Raw genomic sequence first — 16,493 nt, 5'->3', positions numbered from 1 at the left:
CGAGTCCGGTGAGCGGAGTCCACGCTGGGTGATGCACCTCGACATGGATGCGTTCTTCGCCTCCGTCGAGCAACTCACCCGGCCGACACTGCGCGGACGTCCGGTCCTCGTCGGCGGTTCAGGCGGCCGCGGCGTGGTCGCCGGGGCGAGCTACGAGGCGCGGGTGTTCGGAGCGGGTTCGGCCATGCCGATGCATCAGGCGCGCCGCCTGATCGGCCCCACCGGTGTGGTGATCCCGCCACGCGGCGCGGTGTACAGCGTGGTCAGCAAACGCGTGTTCGCCCTTGTGCGCGAAGCGGTTCCGGTCATCGAGACGCTGTCCTTCGACGAGGCCTTCGCCGAGCCCGCGGAGTTGGCCGGTGCCACCGTCGCCGACGCGCGCGAGTTCGCCGAACGCCTCCGGGCCCGGATTCGGTCCGAGGTCGGCCTGGCTGCGTCGGTCGGGCTGGGCAGTGGCAAGCAGCTCGCCAAGATCGCGTCGGGGATGGCCAAACCCGATGGTGTGATGGTGATCCCGCCGTCCGGGGAGCGCGAGTTCCTCCATGCGCTCCCGGTCCGCAAGTTGTGGGGTATCGGTCCGGTGTCGGGAGATCGACTGGCCCGCCTGGGGATCATGACCATCGGCGACCTCGCCGCGATGTCGCCGGTCGAGGTGGCCTCGGTGCTCGGCGCCACCGTCGGACCCGCCCTGCATCGGCTCGCGCACGGCATCGACGACCGTCCCGTCGCCGAACGTGCCTCGGCGAAACAGATCAGCGCGGAGTCGACGTTCGCCGAGGACATCGTCGAACTCGACTCGCTGCGCCGCGCCATTCGCAAGGCGGCCACCGATGCCCACCGCCGCCTGCTCGCCGACGGCCGGGGCGCCCGGACCGTCGTGTTGAAGCTAAAACGATCCGACATGTCGATCCTGACGCGTTCGGCGACCACGGCAGCCGCGACGACCGAGTTCGACGACCTCGAGCGCACCGCTCAGCGACTCGCGCTCGATCCGCAATCGGTCGGGGCGATCCGCCTTGTGGGTGTTGGCTTTTCCGGACTGACCGCGGTGCAGCAGTACGCGTTGTTCGACGAGATCGGAGCCGGGCCGGAGGACGGTGTCGAGATGACGCATCATGACAGTGCCGACGCAGGGGACACCGCCGGCGGTCTCGTGGTCGAGGTCGCGGAGACCGCGGACGGCGGTGGCCGCGACTCGGACGTCTCCACGTCGTCGGTGGAGCCGCCCCGATTCGCTCCCGGTGGCAGTGCGCTGCCGAGCGGCCGTTTCGGACCCGGCGCCGACGTGTCCCATCCGGAGTACGGACACGGCTGGGTGCAGGGGAGCGGACACGGCGTCGTCACCGTGCGCTTCGAGACCCGGACAACCGGGCCGGGACGCACCCGCACGTTCGCCGTCGACGACCCGACGCTCCGGCCGGCCGATCCGCTCGAGAGTCTCGACTGGGACTCTCCCGGCGCCGAGTGACGGCCGAGCCCGGCTCAGAAGGTCTGTGCGAGAAAGAAGTCGGCGATCTCGCCGTGATCGTGTCCGCCCGTCAGCAGGGCGATGAGAGCCATCCGGGCCTGCGGGGCCCGCAACCACGGTGACACGATCGCGCCCGCGCGCCGCAGATCGACCGCCCCGCCCCCGCCTCCGTAGGTGGCCGAGACCTCGCCACGCGGAACGCGGCTCGTCACCACCACGGGCACTCCGTGCTGGACGGCGAGGGCGACCTCGGCGGTGACGTCCGGGTGTGTGTTGCCCGAGCCGGTCGCGGCGAGCACGAGTCCCGCGGCGTTCTGTGCGACCGCAGCGGCGATCAGCCCGGGTGAGACGCCCGGATAGAGCGTGAACGAATCGACACGCGCGGTCCGGCCGAGCGGGATGGGTCCGGGCAGCACCCGCCGGGCCAGGCCGGGGTGGACGGTGTCGAACGCCACGGGATCGGTGGTCGAGGTCTTGAACACACCGCGCGCCGGCAACACCCGTCCGCCCAGGGCCACCAGCACGCCGAGGCCGCGGGAGGCGGGATCGGCGGCCGCGGCGAGCGCCGCGGCGACGTTGGCGGGACCGTCCGCGCCGGGGGAGTCGGCCGGCAACTGCGCGCCGGTGAAGACGACCGGGCGGTCGTCGGCGTGGTAGAGGTCGGCGAGAAAGGCGGTCTCTTCCATCGTGTCGGTGCCGTGCGTGACGACGACGCCAAGCACCGTGTCGTCGGCGAGCGCGTCGACGACCGCGCGAACGATCGTGAACTGATCGGCCACCGTCATCGCGGAGCTGTCCACACGCAGCAGGTCGACGGCGCGGACGTGTGTCCCGGCACCCTGCGCCGTCGAGCCGGACGGGGAGGTCGACACGCTCGACACGAGCTCGGCGGCGCCGAGGGCGGGCACCGCACCGTCGGCGGTCGTCTGAGCGGCGATGGTGCCTCCGGTGCTGATCAGCACGATGGTCGGGCGGCTCGTGCCGGAGGTGGGTGTCATGGTGTCCAAGAGTCACCGGAACCGTGGAGGCGCGTCAAGCGTTGCCGGGTCGGCGATGCCCGGACACCCGGCGGGTCGTCCGGTACCGCAGACCCGGAGACCGCGGCGTTTGGCATAGTGGTGTGGGCTGTCGCCGGGTCGACCCGGCAGACACGTTCGCCATCGAGGTGGGAGAGTGCTCGCGAGAGCGCCCCATGCCGAGAACACAGTGAGGGAGATCCTTGAAGTATCGGAAATTTCTGGGCGCGACCATGATCGCGGCAGCGTTGATGACCACCGTCGCAGCTTGTGGGGGCGATGACGCCGATGCGCCACCCGCACCGACCCTGACCAGCTCCGACACGGCTTCCGCCGGCGGAGACGGGTCCGAGCTCACCAACGGCAGCAAGCCGCCGTCGATCGCCGCTCTGAACGAGATGGTGAGCCAGGCTGTCGACCCCGACGTCCCGCGGGCGGAGAAGATCCAGTTCGTGGAGGGTTCGGAGAAGGATCCGGCGATCTTCGATCAGCTGGTGAAGGCGCGTGCGGAGAACTCCGACGTCGACTGGGTCCTGGTCAACCCCGTCATCAGCGCAGGCCCCAACAAGGCTCGCGTCAAGGTGCGGATCGAGACCGCGGGCAACCCGCCGACCAATGCCGAGTCGACCATCGTGTTCGACGACGGACGCTGGAAGCTCTCGAACGAGACGGTGTGCAACCTGCTCGGCCTGTACCAGGTCGAGAGCGCGATGTGCTCGCCCGCGAGCTGAGTCCACACGACAACCGAACAACTATCGCCAGGTGACGGACAACCCGGTCTGCTGAATCAGCGGGCGGGCCGGGTCCGCACCGACGAGCTCACGGGCTCCCCGGTAGGTCGCCTCGCCGGCCACGGGGAGCCCGCGTGTCAGATCGACCGTCATCGTGCCCCGGCCCGAGTAGGTGTAGCGGCTGATGGTGAGGCTGTCACCGCCCCCGGGGATCGCGAAGACCGAGTTCACCGGCGACTCGTCCGAGGTGAACTCGATCGTCAGCCGGCTGCCCTCCCACGCGGTGAGTTTCGCCTCGATCGTCTGGGTGACCGTCGCCGCGGAGGCGATCACCCGCTCACTGCGCCACGACGCCCCGATCGCTATCGGTTCGGTGGGCAGCGCGACGGTCGTGTTCATCGCCGACACCAGCGCCTGCTCGACCGCCAGGCGGGCCTCTCCGCCGGCATCGGCGGCCGGCGCGATGCGCAGGGACACCGGTGCCAGGCCGGGTGCCAGGGTGAGTCCGACCTTGCTCCCGGTCATCGCCGACAACTGATCGTTCAGGGTCGTGTCCGGTGAGGTGACGGTGTTCAGGTCCATCTCGAGATCCGTCGGGTCGGTGCAGCCGAAGCGGGCCGTCAGCGGCATGTCGAGGGTCTGAGCGTCCGCGCTGCCCGGTGACGCGACCTCCGAGGTCGTCACCAGCGTGACCGTCTGGGGCGTCGCCACGTCCGGAGCCGCGGCCGGCACCCGGCGGTCACCGGTGCCGGCGTCCAGGACGGTCACCGTCGCGGGTGCGATCGGCACGGGCGCCGCACCCGCCGCGCGCGAAGCGGAGTCGGTGGCGCACCCCGCCGCGGTCGAGGGAGTGGCCTGCGGCGCGTCTTCCGGCCCCGACGAGCATCCCGCGATCAGGACAGACAGTGCGGTGGCCGCGGCTAGCGACGGGACGAGAGACCGGATCACACGTGGACGCGGGGGCACGGGTAGCCAGCGTATTCGACGGGTCGTGGACAATGATGCTGTGGATGACCAACCCCGGACGGATCCGGAGCAGACGGACCCGCGCGACGCCGGATCGCCGACAGCCGACACCGCACAACCCGGTGCCCCCGGTCCCGAGGAGCCCGGTCCAGAAGAATCCGGCCCAGAAGAATCCGGCCCAGAAGAATCCGGTCCAGAAGAATCCGGCGGGCGGGGGCGACTTCTGTCGCGGATGACCGTTGCGGTGCTGGGTATCGCGGTCGTGATCCTCGGCCTCGATCAGCTCACCAAGTCGATTGCGGTCGCGACGCTCGATCCGCGCGATCCGGTCGAGATCATCGGTGACGTCGTCACACTGCGCCTCGTCCGTAACAGTGGCGCCGCGTTCAGTCTCGCCACCGGCTACACGTGGGTGCTCTCGATCATCGCGCTCGTCGTCGTCGTGGTCATCATCCGGTACAGCAGTCGGCTCCGCTCCCGGTGGTGGGCCCTCGGCCTGGCGCTCGTGCTGGGTGGGGCCATCGGCAACCTGATCGATCGCATCTTCCGCTCGCCGCAGGTCCTGCAGGGCCACGTCGTCGACTTCGTCTCGGTGGGGTGGTGGCCGGTGTTCAACGTCGCCGACTCGGCTGTGGTGTGCGGGGCCGTCCTGCTCGTCGTGCTGTCGGCCCTCGGATTCGACTACGACGGCACGCGCACCGGATGGGCCGCGCGCCGTGACCGGCACGGTGCCGCCCGCACGGAGGGTGGCGCACATGCGTGAATCCCGGTTCCTCCCGGTGCCGGACGGCCTGGACGGGATGCGCGTGGACGCCGGCGTGTCCCGGATGCTCGGACTGTCGCGCACGGTCGTGGCAACGCTCGCCGAGGAGGGGGACGTGATCGTCGACGGTGCGGTGGTGGGGAAGTCGCACAAGCTCGCCGCCGGGTCGATGCTGCATGTGACCCTGCCCGAACCGGATGAGCCCCTACGCGTCGAGCCGACCCCGGTCGAGGATCTCGAGGTGATCTATCACGACTCCGACATCGTCGTCGTCGACAAGCCGGTGGGGGTGGCGGCACATCCGTCGGTGGGCTGGAGTGGCCCGACCGTCATCGGAGCGTTGGCCGCCGCGGGCTTCCGCATCTCGACCTCGGGCGCGCATGAGCGCCAGGGCATCGTGCACAGGCTCGATGTCGGCACCTCGGGTGTGATGGTGGTTGCGGTGTCCGAACGCGCATACACCCTGCTCAAGCGGGCGTTCAAGCAGCGGACCGTCGACAAGGGGTACCACGCGCTCGTCCAGGGGCACCTCGATCCGTCGTCGGGCACGATCGACGCGCCCATCGGACGCCACCGCGGCAACGACTGGAAGTTCGCGGTCACCGCCAACGGGAAGCCGAGCATCACCCACTACGACACCCTGGAGATGTTCGCCGCGGCATCGTTGCTCGACGTCCACCTCGAGACCGGTCGGACACATCAGATCCGGGTCCACTTCTCGGCGCTGCACCACCCGTGTTGCGGCGACCCGACCTACGGGGCCGACCCGGTTCTGGCGAAGAGACTCGGCCTCGAACGACAGTGGCTGCACGCGAGGTCGCTGGGGTTCGCGCACCCGGCCGACGGTCGCCAGGTGGAGTTCACGTCGTCGTATCCCGACGACCTGCAGCACGCGCTCGACGTCCTGCGCGAGACGTGATCCGCGGGGTCGCCCCACCAGCGCGTTCGGATGGATGGTGAGTGGGCGACAGACCGGCCGAACTCGCCTAGATTGAGGGGGTGCTCGAGCCGGGAACCCTCGTCGCCGGGTACCGCGTCGAACGGGTACTGGGTAGTGGTGGCATGGGCGCGGTCTTCCTCGCTCGCCATCCGGAACTCCCGCGCTACGACGCGCTCAAGGTCTTGAAGGCCTCGGCGGGCCTCACCGACAGCAATTTCCGCCGGCGTTTCCTCCGTGAGGCCGAGGTCGCGGCGACTCTGGATCACCCCAACATCGTCACCGTCTTCAACCGCGGCCGCGCGAGTGTGCCGACGACCGCGAAGTCGGGTGCGTCGTCGTCGGCATCGGGGGAGTCCGACCTGCTGTGGATCGCGATGCAGTACGTGCCCGGGACCGATTGTGCGCGCGAGCTCGCGGCGCGGGGCCCGTTCGCGCCGCGGCGCGTCGTCCACATCGTGTCCGAGGTCGCCCGCGGCATCGACCATGCGAACCGTCGTGGCCTTTTCCACCGGGACGTGAAACCGGCCAACATCCTCCTCGCCGAGGTCGACGAGGACTCGTCGTTCGACGAGCAGCGCGTTCTCCTCACCGATTTCGGTGTCGCGAAGCTCTCCGACGAGACCGAGGCGCTGACGTCGGTCGGCACGGTCCTCGCGACCCTGTCCTATGCCTCGCCGGAGCAGCTGACGGGTCGCCGCCTCGACGGCCGGACCGATCAATACTCGCTCGCCGCCTCCACATTTCACCTACTCACCGGCCGGGTGCCCTTCGACGACCGCGACAACGGCGCCGTCATCGGGGCGCATCTGAAGGAGCCGGTTCCGCGCATCTCCGACCTCGTACCGGCCGTTCCGCCGGCGGCCGACGCGGTGATCGCGAAGGCGATGGCGAAGCGTCCCGACGAGCGTTTCGCCACCTGTCGGGAGTTCGCCGACGCGCTGGCGACGAGTCTGCGCACCGTCCGGCCGCGTTCCGTCGCCGACCTCGACGCCGAGACCGTCCCGGGGACTCCGCGCCCCCCGGCCGCCCGTGGCACACCGGTGCCGCCACGGCGCGCTGCGCGAGGCGAGCGCGACCGCCGGCCGCGCGACCAGGCCGCCGCCGTGTCCTCGGCGGACGACGTCACTCTGCGTGCGATGCCGGGCCGCCCGGGTCCGCGGCCCCCGACCGGCCGGGCCTCACCGAACCCCGCCACCCCGAATCCCGTGACCCCGAATCCCACACCGCGGTCGACACCACCCGCGAGATCGCAGCCCGGGTCGCCGCGGTCGCAGACCGCGCGACCGGCGACCGGTGCAGATCCGGCGGTGTGGCAGCATCCGCCGTCGAATCCGTTGCGGCAGAGCAACGATCACCTCCGAGCCCAACCCGGGGCCGGCCGACCCCGAGTTGACCGGCCCCGAGCAGGGCGGTACGGCGCGGACCGGTCACCCGGGAGCGGCGCGCGGTACGCCGTCGGGGGGCCGGTTCCGCCCGGCCCGGTCGGTGGGCCGGTTCCGCCCGGCGCGAGTCCCCACAGACCGGGCGGGGGATCGTCGGGCGCGGTCGGTGACGCCGGGTCGGGAGGCCGCGGCGCATCGAACCGATCGCGTGTGATCCTGGCTGTCGTGGCCGTGGTGGCGGTGATCCTGATCGTCGTCCTGGTGGCGGCGCTGTAAGCCGGATGGACAGGTTTTCGATACCACAGCCGTCACATCCGTCACGGCGCGGAGTGGCAGCGGGGAGGTGTCGGTGGACGCGCCTAAAGTGGACCCCGACTCGGACCCGGCAGACCCCTCACCGACTGAACGCATCCCCCGACTCGTATCCACAGAAGAGGCACAGTGACGGACTCGTTTGTACACCTGCACAACCACACCGAGTACTCCATGCTCGACGGTGCGGCCAAGGTGTCGCCGTTGTTCGCCGAGGCCAAACGTCTGGGGATGACCGCGATCGGCATGACCGACCACGGGAACATGTTCGGCGCCAGCGAGTTCTACAACACCGCCGTCAAGAACGACATCAAGCCGATCATCGGCATCGAGGCCTACATCGCCCCCGGTTCACGGTTCGACACCAAACGGATCCAGTGGGGTACCCGCGAACAGAAGAGCGATGACGTCTCGGGCTCGGGTGCGTACACGCACATGACCATGGTCGCCGAGAACTCGACCGGCCTGCGCAACCTGTTCAAGTTGTCGTCGCTGGCGTCGATCGAGGGACAGCTCGGCAAGTGGTCGCGGATGGACGTGGACCTGATCGCCGAGCACGCCGAGGGGATCATCGCGACGACGGGTTGCCCGTCCGGTGAGGTGCAGACGCGGCTCCGGCTCGGTCACGATCGCGAGGCGCTCGAGGCCGCGGCGAAGTGGCAGGAGATCTTCGGCAAGGACAACTTCTACCTCGAGCTGATGGAGCACGGCCTCGAGATCGAGCGGCGCGTGCGCGACGGGCTGCTCGAGATCGGTCGCAAGCTGGGTATCAAACCCATCGTCACCAACGACTGCCACTACGTCACCAAGGAACACGCTGCTGCGCACGAGGCGCTGCTGTGTGTGCAGACCGGCAAGACCCTCTCCGATCCGACCCGCTTCAAGTTCGACGGCGACGGCTACTACCTGAAGTCCGCGGCCGAGATGCGCGAGCAGTGGGATTCGATCGTCCCGGGCGCGTGCGACAACACCCTCGAGATCGGCGAACGCGTCGAGTCCTACAAAGAGGTCTTCACCCACCGTGACCGGATGCCGGTCTTCCCGGTGCCTGACGGCGAGACGCAGCAGACCTTCCTGCGCAAGGAGGTCGCCAAGGGGCTCGCCGAGCGGCGATTCGCCGGCACCGAGGTGCCCGAGGAATACCTGCAGCGCGCCAACTACGAACTCGACGTCATCATCCAGATGGGGTTCCCGGCGTACTTCCTGGTGGTCGGGGACCTCATCCGCCATGCGCTGGAGGTCGGCATCCGCGTCGGGCCGGGTCGTGGTTCGGCCGCCGGTTCGCTGGTCGCGTGGGCCCTGGGCATCACCAACATCGACCCCATCCCGCACGGGCTCCTGTTCGAGCGGTTCCTCAACCCCGAGCGTGTGTCGATGCCCGACATCGACATCGACTTCGACGACCGTCGCCGCGGCGAGATGGTGCGGTACGCCACCGACCGGTGGGGCAGTGACAAGGTCGCCCAGGTCATCACCTTCGGCACCATCAAGACCAAGGCCGCCATCAAGGACTCGGCCCGAGTCCAGTTCGGCCAGCCGGGTTTCGCGATCGCCGACCGCATCACCAAAGCCCTGCCGCCGCCCATCATGGCCAAGGACATCCCGGTCTGGGGCATCACCAACCCCGAGCACGAGCGATACAACGAGGCCACCGAGGTCCGCACGCTCATCGAGACCGACCCGGACGTCAAGAAGATCTACGACACCGCCATCGGTCTGGAAGGCCTGATCCGCAACGCGGGCGTGCACGCCTGCGCGGTCATCATGTCGTCGGAACCGCTCACCGATGCCATTCCGGTGTGGAAGCGTGCGCAGGACGGCGCCATCATCACCGGCTGGGACTATCCGTCGTGCGAGGCCATCGGCCTGCTGAAGATGGACTTCCTCGGTCTGCGCAACCTGACCGTCATCGGTGATGCCCTCGAGAACATCAAGCTCAACCGGGGCATCGACCTCGACCTCGATGCGTTGCCCCTCGAAGACCCGAAGACCTACGAGCTCCTCGCCCGCGGAGACACCCTCGGCGTGTTCCAGCTCGACGGCGCGGCGATGCGCGAGCTCCTGAAGATGATGCAGCCCACCGGGTTCGAGGACATCGTCGCCGTCCTGGCGCTGTATCGCCCCGGTCCCATGGGTGTGAACGCGCACACCGACTACGCCAAGCGCAAGAACGGTCTGCAGGACATCCGGCCGATCCATCCCGAGCTGGAAGAACCGCTCAAGGAGATCCTCTCCGAGACCTACGGCCTGATCGTCTACCAAGAGCAGATCATGCAGATCGCCCAGAAGGTCGCCGGATACTCGCTCGGACAGGCCGACCTGCTCCGACGCGCGATGGGCAAGAAGAAGAAGGAGATCCTCGACGAGGCCTACGACGGCTTCGCGGAGGGCATGCGCAACAACGGTTTCTCCCAGGCCGCGATCACCGCGCTGTGGGACACCGTCCTACCGTTCGCCGGTTACGCGTTCAACAAGTCGCACGCCGCAGGGTATGGACTGGTGTCGTTCTGGACCGCGTACCTCAAGGCCAATTACCCGGCCGAGTACATGGCGGGCCTGCTGACCTCCGTCGGCGACGACAAGGACAAGGCCGCGATCTACCTCGCCGACTGCCGCAAGCTCGGCATCACGGTGCTGCCGCCCGACGTGAACGAGTCGCAGCGCAACTTCGCCGCCGTCGGCAAGGACATCCGGTTCGGTCTCGCGGCGATCCGCAACGTCGGATCCGGAGTCGTCGGCTCGATCATCGCCGCGCGCGAGGAGAAGGGGAAGTTCACCAACTTCTCCGACTATCTGGGCAAGATCGACGTCACCGCCTGCAACAAGAAGGTGACGGAGTCGCTGATCAAGGCGGGTGCCTTCGATTCGCTCGGTCATCCGCGCAAGGGCCTGTTCCTGATCCACGGGGAGGCCGTGGAATCGGTCATCGGGACCAAGAAGGCCGAGGCGATCGGACAGTTCGATCTGTTCGGCGACGCCGGTGGTGCCGACGACTCCATGGCCGAGGTGTTCGCCGTGAAGGTGCCCGAAGAGGAGTGGGACACCAAGCACAAGCTCGCGATCGAACGAGAAATGCTGGGGCTCTACGTGTCCGGCCACCCGTTGAGTGGCGTCGAGCATGCGATCGCCGCGCACACCGACACCTCCATCACGACGCTTCTCGAGGGGAACGTCGCCGACGGCGCACAGATCACGATCGGCGGCATCATCTCCTCGGTGACCCGGCGCGTGAACAAGAAGGGTGAGCCCTGGGCCGCGGTCACCCTCGAAGACATGGTCGGTGGTGTCGAGGTCTACTTCTTCCCGCGGGCGTATGTCGCCTACGGGATGGACATCGTCGCGGACAACATCGTTCTCATCAAGGCGCGGGTGAACCTGCGCGAGGACAGCATGATGATCAGCGCGAACGACCTGGCGGTGCCCGACCTCGAGACAGCCGGGGCGACCAAGCCGGTGGCGCTGACCCTCTCGGCGCGGCTCTGCACGCCCGACCGGGTACAGGCGCTCAAGCAGGTGCTGACACGACATCCCGGGATGGCCGACGTCCACGTCACCTTGGTCAGCGACAAACGGCAGACCCAGCTGAAACTCACGGAGTCGCTGCGGGTGGCGCCGAGCTCCGCGCTCATGGGCGACCTGAAAGCCCTGCTCGGACCCAGCTGTCTGAGCTGACCGCGGTCGGCCGACACCGCAAGTTCGGGCCACCGAACATTTTCCTTCGCTGGACGCTATACTCGACGTCACGTCCTGTACGACGACCGGCTTGGGAGTGGTTTCGCGATGACGACACTGATCGACGTCAACCCCGCTCGCCCCGCGCCGCGTGAGCGACGCACCGTCGATGTTCTCGGCGTGCGGTGGCCTGCGCACAAGGCCCACGCGGTTGTCGCGGGCCTTGTCGCAGCGGTGCTCGGACTGGTTGTCCTGGGATCGCCCCAGGTCACGGCCTGGCTGACCGGGGTCGTGGTCCTCGCCGTCTGGTGGGGCGAGCGTTACCTGCCCGGAACGGCAGCGGTCGCACCGGCGTCGAATCCGCCGGGGATCTCGTAGATCCGGCCGTCGAACCCGGCCCGGAAGAGCCGTCCTGCGGAGAATCCACGGTTCCCACGTCCGTACGACACCACGCTCGAGGTCGGCAGCCCTGTCGCGAGGACGCAGTAGCGTCCCGGTGAGGTGATGCGCACGATCTCGCCGGTGGCGTTGAACGGTACGACCGGGCGATCGCGCGAATCCAGGGTGAGACCGTCCGGAGTGGACGGCGCACCGACGCTCAGCAGGCTCTGCACCACCGCGGGATTGGTTGTCGAGATCCGGCTGACCCCGGGGTTGACGAAGGTCCGCGACACGTAGAGCCACCCGTCCCCGCGGCCGAGGACCGCCCCGTTGGCGCTCGGCAGCGCTCCCCAGGCGGCCTGGACGGCCCCGTTCGGCGTCACCCGTCCGATGAGATTGCCGAAGTCGTTGGTGGCGTAGACGTTTCCGCGTGCAGAGACGTCCATCCCGTTGGCCGCGGACAATCCCGACACCCAGGGGCGCAGTGCGCGGCTGGTGACGTCGAGGCGTGCGATGCCGGCGTGACGCAGGGCGTCTCCGACGATGACGCGCGGATCGGCGCCGTAGCCCACCAGCAGGGTCCCGCCCGGTGTCCACGCGAGCGCACCCGCTCCGCTCCCACCGGGAACCCGGGCGATCGGAACCGCGGGGGCTCCCGGCCCGGCGAGGCGGTAGACGCGGCCCGAGATCAGATCGGTCGTGTAGAGCCGTCCGGCTGCGTCGACGGTCAGACCCTCGAGCGCGGCACCCGGAACGGAACCGACGAGCCGAGGAGTCTGTCCGGCACCGGCACACACCGGTGCCGCGGACGCCGGAGCAGGAGCGACCGCAGCACCGAGCCCGGCGGTCAACGCGACGGCCGCGGCGAGGGCTGCCCATCGGGGCAGTCGTGAACGGATGGGTGAGCGAGATGTCATGGGCTGCTCCCGGGTGAGTTGTGGTCGTGCTCCGGCATCCGAAGGTCGACAGGGTCGCCGACCGGGTGGTGGGGCGTTCGTGTGGTACCCGCCTCGCGTTCTTTCACACGCGCTCGTCCAGTGTGACGCCTGCGCCGGTGCCGATGAGGCCGGTTCGCCGTATCGCCGCCTGTCGTCCCGGATGAGCTCGACCCTCAACGCAACCCGCACCGACGGAACGGGGCCCGGCAGTGAGAACATGGCTGATGTGAGTACGCACCACGTCCCGGTTCATCAGCAGGCCCTGTCGGTAGACGCGATCGAAGCCGCGTCGATCCGCATCGCCGATGCCGTGGCCCGTACTCCGCTGGAACCGTGCCCCCGGTTGTCGGCCGACGTGGGTGCGGAGATCTTCCTGAAACGGGAGGACCTACAGGCCGTCCGCTCATACAAGCTGCGCGGCGCCTACAACGTGATGGCGCAACTCTCCGAAGCGGAGCTGTCCCGTGGCGTGGTCGCGGCGAGCGCGGGCAACCACGCCCAGGGCGTGGCCTTCGCGTGTCGCAGCATGAAAGTGCCCGGCCGGATCTACGTGCCGACCACCACCCCCAAACAGAAGCGGGACCGGATCCTGTGGCACGGAGGCGACTTCGTCGAGCTGAAGGCGGTCGGGGAGACCTACGACGCCGCTGCCGCCGCCGCGCAGGACGACGTGATCCGGACGGGATCGGCGTGGATTCACGCGTTCGACGATCCGCGCACCGCGGCAGGCCAGGGCACGATCGCCCACGAGATCGTCACTCAGATGGGCCGCGTACCCGATGTCGTCGTCGCCCCGGTGGGCGGCGGCGGGTGCCTGGCCGGGATGGCGACCTACTTCCGTGGGTTGTCCGATGACGTCACCATCATCGGAGTCGAACCGACCGGTGCGGTGTCGCTGAGTGCCGCGCTGGTCAACGGTGGACCGGTCACCCTGGACGAGATCGACCCGTTCGTGGACGGTGCGGCGGTCAAACGGATCGGCACCATCGGGCATCGGGTGCTCGCGCAGCTGGGTGCCACCGTCAGCGACCATCCGGTGTTGTCCACGATCACCTCGACTCCCGCGACCCGCATCTTGCCGGACGAATCGTTCTCGCCCGCAGCGGGTTCCGCGCACATCATGCACGTCGACGAGGGCGCCATCTGCTCGGCGATGCTCGAGCTCTACCAGAACGAGGGCATCATCGCCGAACCCGCGGGCGCGCTCGCGATCGCGGCCCTCGACAAGTTGCAGCTGCCCGACGACGCCGCGGTGGTCTGTCTGATCTCCGGGGGCAACAACGACGTCTCCCGGTACGGCGAGATCATCGAGCGGTCGCTCGTGCATCGTGGCCTGAAGCACTACTTCCTCGTCGACTTCCCGCAGGAGCCCGGCGCGCTGCGCCGGTTCCTCGACGAGGTCCTCGGTCCCGACGACGACGTCACGATGTTCGAGTACGTCAAGCGCAACAACCGGGAGACCGGCGCCGCACTCGTCGGCGTCGAGCTCGGCCATCGGGACGGTCTCGGCGGTCTCATGGAGCGCATGGACCGGTCCCGACTCCATTGCGAGCGGCTCGAACCCGGCTCGCCGGCGTACGAGTACCTGACCTGAATTCTGCGGTGATCTCCACCGTCATGTGAGCATGCCTGTTCGGCCCACCACGTCGGCCGTTCGAACGACTCCCGTCGACCCGGGAACATTCCGGCCCGATGCCGCCTCCAAGTACATGAACCGCCCAGAAGCACTGCACACCACTTGGAAGGCCCCACACCATGAGCACTGAGATCCCCGCCGACGCCGTTCTCGTCGACACCGATGGCGACGGCAGCGTCGACGCCGCACTCACCGACGTCGACGGCGACGGCACCACCGACGCCGTCCTCGACACCGACGGCGACGGCCAGGCCGACTCCATCGCCTACGACACCAACGCCGACGGCGAGATCGACATCATCGAAGCCGACACCGACGCCGACGGATACACCGACATCGCCGTGGCCGACACCGATGCCGACGGCACCTTCGACACCGCCGTCGACGACGAGGGCAACGTCGAGGTCGGCGACTTCGGCAGCATCGACGGCGGCGACGCCGTCTGACCCCACCCTCCGACCCATAGCCCGAAACCGCGGTCACCGCGGTTTCGGGCTATGAGGCGGTGTGGGTACGCACCCCGATGACCACGTTGTGGCCCGGCGACTCGAGTCGACCGTCCGCCGATTCCACTGCCTCCCAGGACAATCGGACATCCATCGTGATCGGTACCGAGACCGGTGTCCCACCGGGCACACACACGACCGTCCAGTCGCCGCGCTCCATCGTGAACCATCCGGCGTTCTCGTCGAAGTCGACCGACACCGATGCGAATCGCGGATCATGCAGAGCGGGTTCCGATCTGCGCAGCGAGATCAGGGCGCGGTAGAAGTCGAGGACGCGCGCGTGGTCGGGCTCGTCGAGTTCGGCCCAGTCGAGTTTCGACCTCTCGAAGGTCCCCGGATCCTGCGGATCGGGCACATCGTCGCTGTCCCAGCCGTGTTCGGCGAATTCGGACTTGCGTCCCTCCGCGGTCGCGCGGCCCAGCTCCGGTTCCGGGTGGGAGGTGAAGAACTGGAAAGGTGTTGCCGCAGCCCACTCCTCGCCCATGAAGAGCATGGGGGTGAACGGGGACAACAGGACCAGGGCCGCCTTGATGGCGAGCTGCCCGCCGTCGAGATAGGCACTCGGCCGGTCACCGATCGCGCGGTTGCCGATCTGGTCGTGGTTGCACGTATAGGCCAGTAGCGCCGACGCCGGGACGACGTCGGTCGGGATCGGCCGGCCGTGACACCGCCGCCGGAACGACGAATAGGTGCCGTCGTGGAAGAAGCCCCCGGTCAACACCTTGGCGAGGCAGTCGAAGCTCCCGAAGTCGCTGTAGTAACCCTGCCGTTCGCCCGACACCAGGGTATGGATCGCATGGTGGATGTCGTCATCCCACTGTGCGGTCAGCCCCAGGCCGTGCACCTTGCGCGGCAGTATCATTCGCGGGTCGTTGAGGTCGCTCTCGGCGATCAGGGAGAGCGGCCGCCCGAGCTGGGCCGCCAGGGCATCGGTCGCCGCCGCGAGTTCTTCGAGAATGTGGACCGCCCGATGATCGGCGAGTGCGTGGACGGCGTCGAGACGCAGCGCGTCGACGTGGAATTCGGTGAACCACCGCAGTGCCGTGCCGGTGATGAAGGCGCGCACCTCGTCGGAGTCCGGATCGGACAGATTCACCGACGATCCCCAGGACGTGACGCCCTGGCTCAGGTAGGGGCCGAAGTCGGGTAGGTAGTTGCCCGACGGTCCGAGGTGGTTGTAGACGACGTCGAGAGCGACGCCGAGTCCCTTGCCGTGGCAGGCGTCGACGAAGCGGGCCAGCGCCGCCGGTCCGCCGTAGGTCTCCTGCACCGCATACCAGCCGACCCCATCGTATCCCCAGTTGTGCGCACCGTTGAACGCGTTGACCGGCATCAGTTCGACGAAGTCGACGCCGAGTCCGACGAGATGGTCGAGGCGCTCGATCGCGGAGGCGAGCGTGCCCTCAGGGGTGAACGTGCCGAGATGAAGCTCGTAGACGACGGCACCTCGGATGTCGCGCCCCCGCCAGTCGCCGTCGTGCCAGATCGAGTCGTCCACGGTGAACAGCGCTGAGAGTTCGTGGACGCCCTCGGGCTGCCGCACCGAGCGCGGGTCCGGTCGGGCCGGGCCACCGTCCACCGAGAAGCCATATCGGGCCTCGGGCCCGGCGGTGAGCGCGGCTCCCGCATCGACCCGCCACCACCCGCCGGTCTCTGCCGTCATGGGCACCGATCCTCGAGGCGTGCCGGGCCCATCCGGCTCGACGACGAGCTCCACCACCTGGGCATTCGGGGCCCACACGCGTACCTCGTGCAGGGCGCGCGGCGACCGGAACGGACTCG

General features: G+C 68.7%; 13 protein-coding genes. 9 read left to right on the top strand and 4 right to left on the bottom strand.

What is annotated here, in order from left to right:
* The first annotated feature begins 31 nt into the window (after positions 1-31).
* Positions 32-1,468, top strand: coding sequence for a DNA polymerase IV (locus ACSUZC_RS14275; RefSeq protein WP_439033127.1), 1,437 nt, complete (start codon positions 32-34; stop codon positions 1,466-1,468).
* A 14-nt stretch (positions 1,469-1,482) separates the two neighbouring features.
* On the opposite strand, the gene ACSUZC_RS14270 is transcribed toward ACSUZC_RS14275, so the two are convergent.
* Positions 1,483-2,466 (bottom strand): asparaginase, encoded by a 984-nt coding sequence (locus ACSUZC_RS14270; protein ID WP_439029188.1) that lies wholly within the window; start codon positions 2,464-2,466, stop codon positions 1,483-1,485.
* Between the two features lie 269 nt (positions 2,467-2,735).
* On the opposite strand from ACSUZC_RS14270, the gene ACSUZC_RS14265 reads away from it, so the two are divergent.
* Complete coding sequence (locus tag ACSUZC_RS14265) at positions 2,736-3,215, top strand: hypothetical protein (protein ID WP_439033126.1); 480 nt, start codon at positions 2,736-2,738, stop codon at positions 3,213-3,215.
* Positions 3,216-3,236: 21 nt separating this feature from the next.
* On the opposite strand, the gene ACSUZC_RS14260 is transcribed toward ACSUZC_RS14265, so the two are convergent.
* Complete coding sequence (locus ACSUZC_RS14260; protein WP_439029187.1) at positions 3,237-4,181, bottom strand: hypothetical protein; 945 nt, start codon at positions 4,179-4,181, stop codon at positions 3,237-3,239.
* Positions 4,182-4,221: 40 nt separating this feature from the next.
* On the opposite strand from ACSUZC_RS14260, the gene lspA reads away from it, so the two are divergent.
* From lspA to ACSUZC_RS14235, 5 genes are all read left to right on the top strand, one after another.
* Positions 4,222-4,944 carry a signal peptidase II gene (lspA, locus tag ACSUZC_RS14255; RefSeq protein ID WP_439029186.1) on the top strand — a complete coding sequence of 241 codons (723 nt, stop codon included), beginning with the start codon at positions 4,222-4,224 and terminating at the stop codon, positions 4,942-4,944.
* Positions 4,937-5,863, top strand: a complete 927-nt coding sequence (locus ACSUZC_RS14250; RefSeq protein WP_439029185.1) for an RluA family pseudouridine synthase — start codon at positions 4,937-4,939, stop codon at positions 5,861-5,863. Before lspA ends, ACSUZC_RS14250 begins: the two co-directional genes overlap by 8 nt.
* A gap of 80 nt (positions 5,864-5,943) precedes the next feature.
* Entirely contained in the window at positions 5,944-7,542 is a 1,599-nt protein-coding gene (locus ACSUZC_RS14245; protein WP_439029184.1) for a protein kinase domain-containing protein, read from the top strand.
* A gap of 165 nt (positions 7,543-7,707) precedes the next feature.
* Complete coding sequence (gene dnaE / locus ACSUZC_RS14240; RefSeq protein WP_439029183.1) at positions 7,708-11,250, top strand: DNA polymerase III subunit alpha; 3,543 nt, start codon at positions 7,708-7,710, stop codon at positions 11,248-11,250.
* A gap of 108 nt (positions 11,251-11,358) precedes the next feature.
* Positions 11,359-11,628 (top strand): hypothetical protein, encoded by a 270-nt coding sequence (locus tag ACSUZC_RS14235; RefSeq protein WP_439029182.1) that lies wholly within the window; start codon positions 11,359-11,361, stop codon positions 11,626-11,628.
* Here the strand turns inward: ACSUZC_RS14235 and ACSUZC_RS14230 are convergent.
* Positions 11,571-12,548, bottom strand: a complete 978-nt coding sequence (locus tag ACSUZC_RS14230) for an SMP-30/gluconolactonase/LRE family protein (RefSeq protein ID WP_439029181.1) — start codon at positions 12,546-12,548, stop codon at positions 11,571-11,573. The two genes, ACSUZC_RS14235 and ACSUZC_RS14230, sit on opposite strands and share 58 nt — an antisense overlap.
* A 238-nt stretch (positions 12,549-12,786) precedes the next feature.
* On the opposite strand from ACSUZC_RS14230, the gene ilvA reads away from it, so the two are divergent.
* Together ilvA and ACSUZC_RS14220 are read left to right on the top strand one after the other, a co-directional pair.
* Positions 12,787-14,163, top strand: a complete 1,377-nt coding sequence (gene ilvA, locus ACSUZC_RS14225; RefSeq protein WP_439029180.1) for a threonine ammonia-lyase IlvA — start codon at positions 12,787-12,789, stop codon at positions 14,161-14,163.
* A 161-nt stretch (positions 14,164-14,324) separates the two neighbouring features.
* Positions 14,325-14,651, top strand: a complete 327-nt coding sequence (locus ACSUZC_RS14220; protein WP_439029179.1) for a hypothetical protein — start codon at positions 14,325-14,327, stop codon at positions 14,649-14,651.
* Between the two features lie 49 nt (positions 14,652-14,700).
* Here ACSUZC_RS14220 and treZ read toward each other — a convergent pair whose 3' ends face one another.
* Entirely contained in the window at positions 14,701-16,452 is a 1,752-nt protein-coding gene (gene treZ, locus ACSUZC_RS14215; RefSeq protein ID WP_439029178.1) for a malto-oligosyltrehalose trehalohydrolase, read from the bottom strand.
* Between the last annotated feature and the right edge of the window lie 41 nt (positions 16,453-16,493).

The sequence above is a fragment of the Gordonia terrae genome, from assembly GCF_051789125.1.
GTDB classification, from domain to species: Bacteria; Actinomycetota; Actinomycetes; order Mycobacteriales; family Mycobacteriaceae; genus Gordonia; species Gordonia terrae_A.
This window is presented reverse-complemented; position numbering and strand designations above follow the sequence as displayed.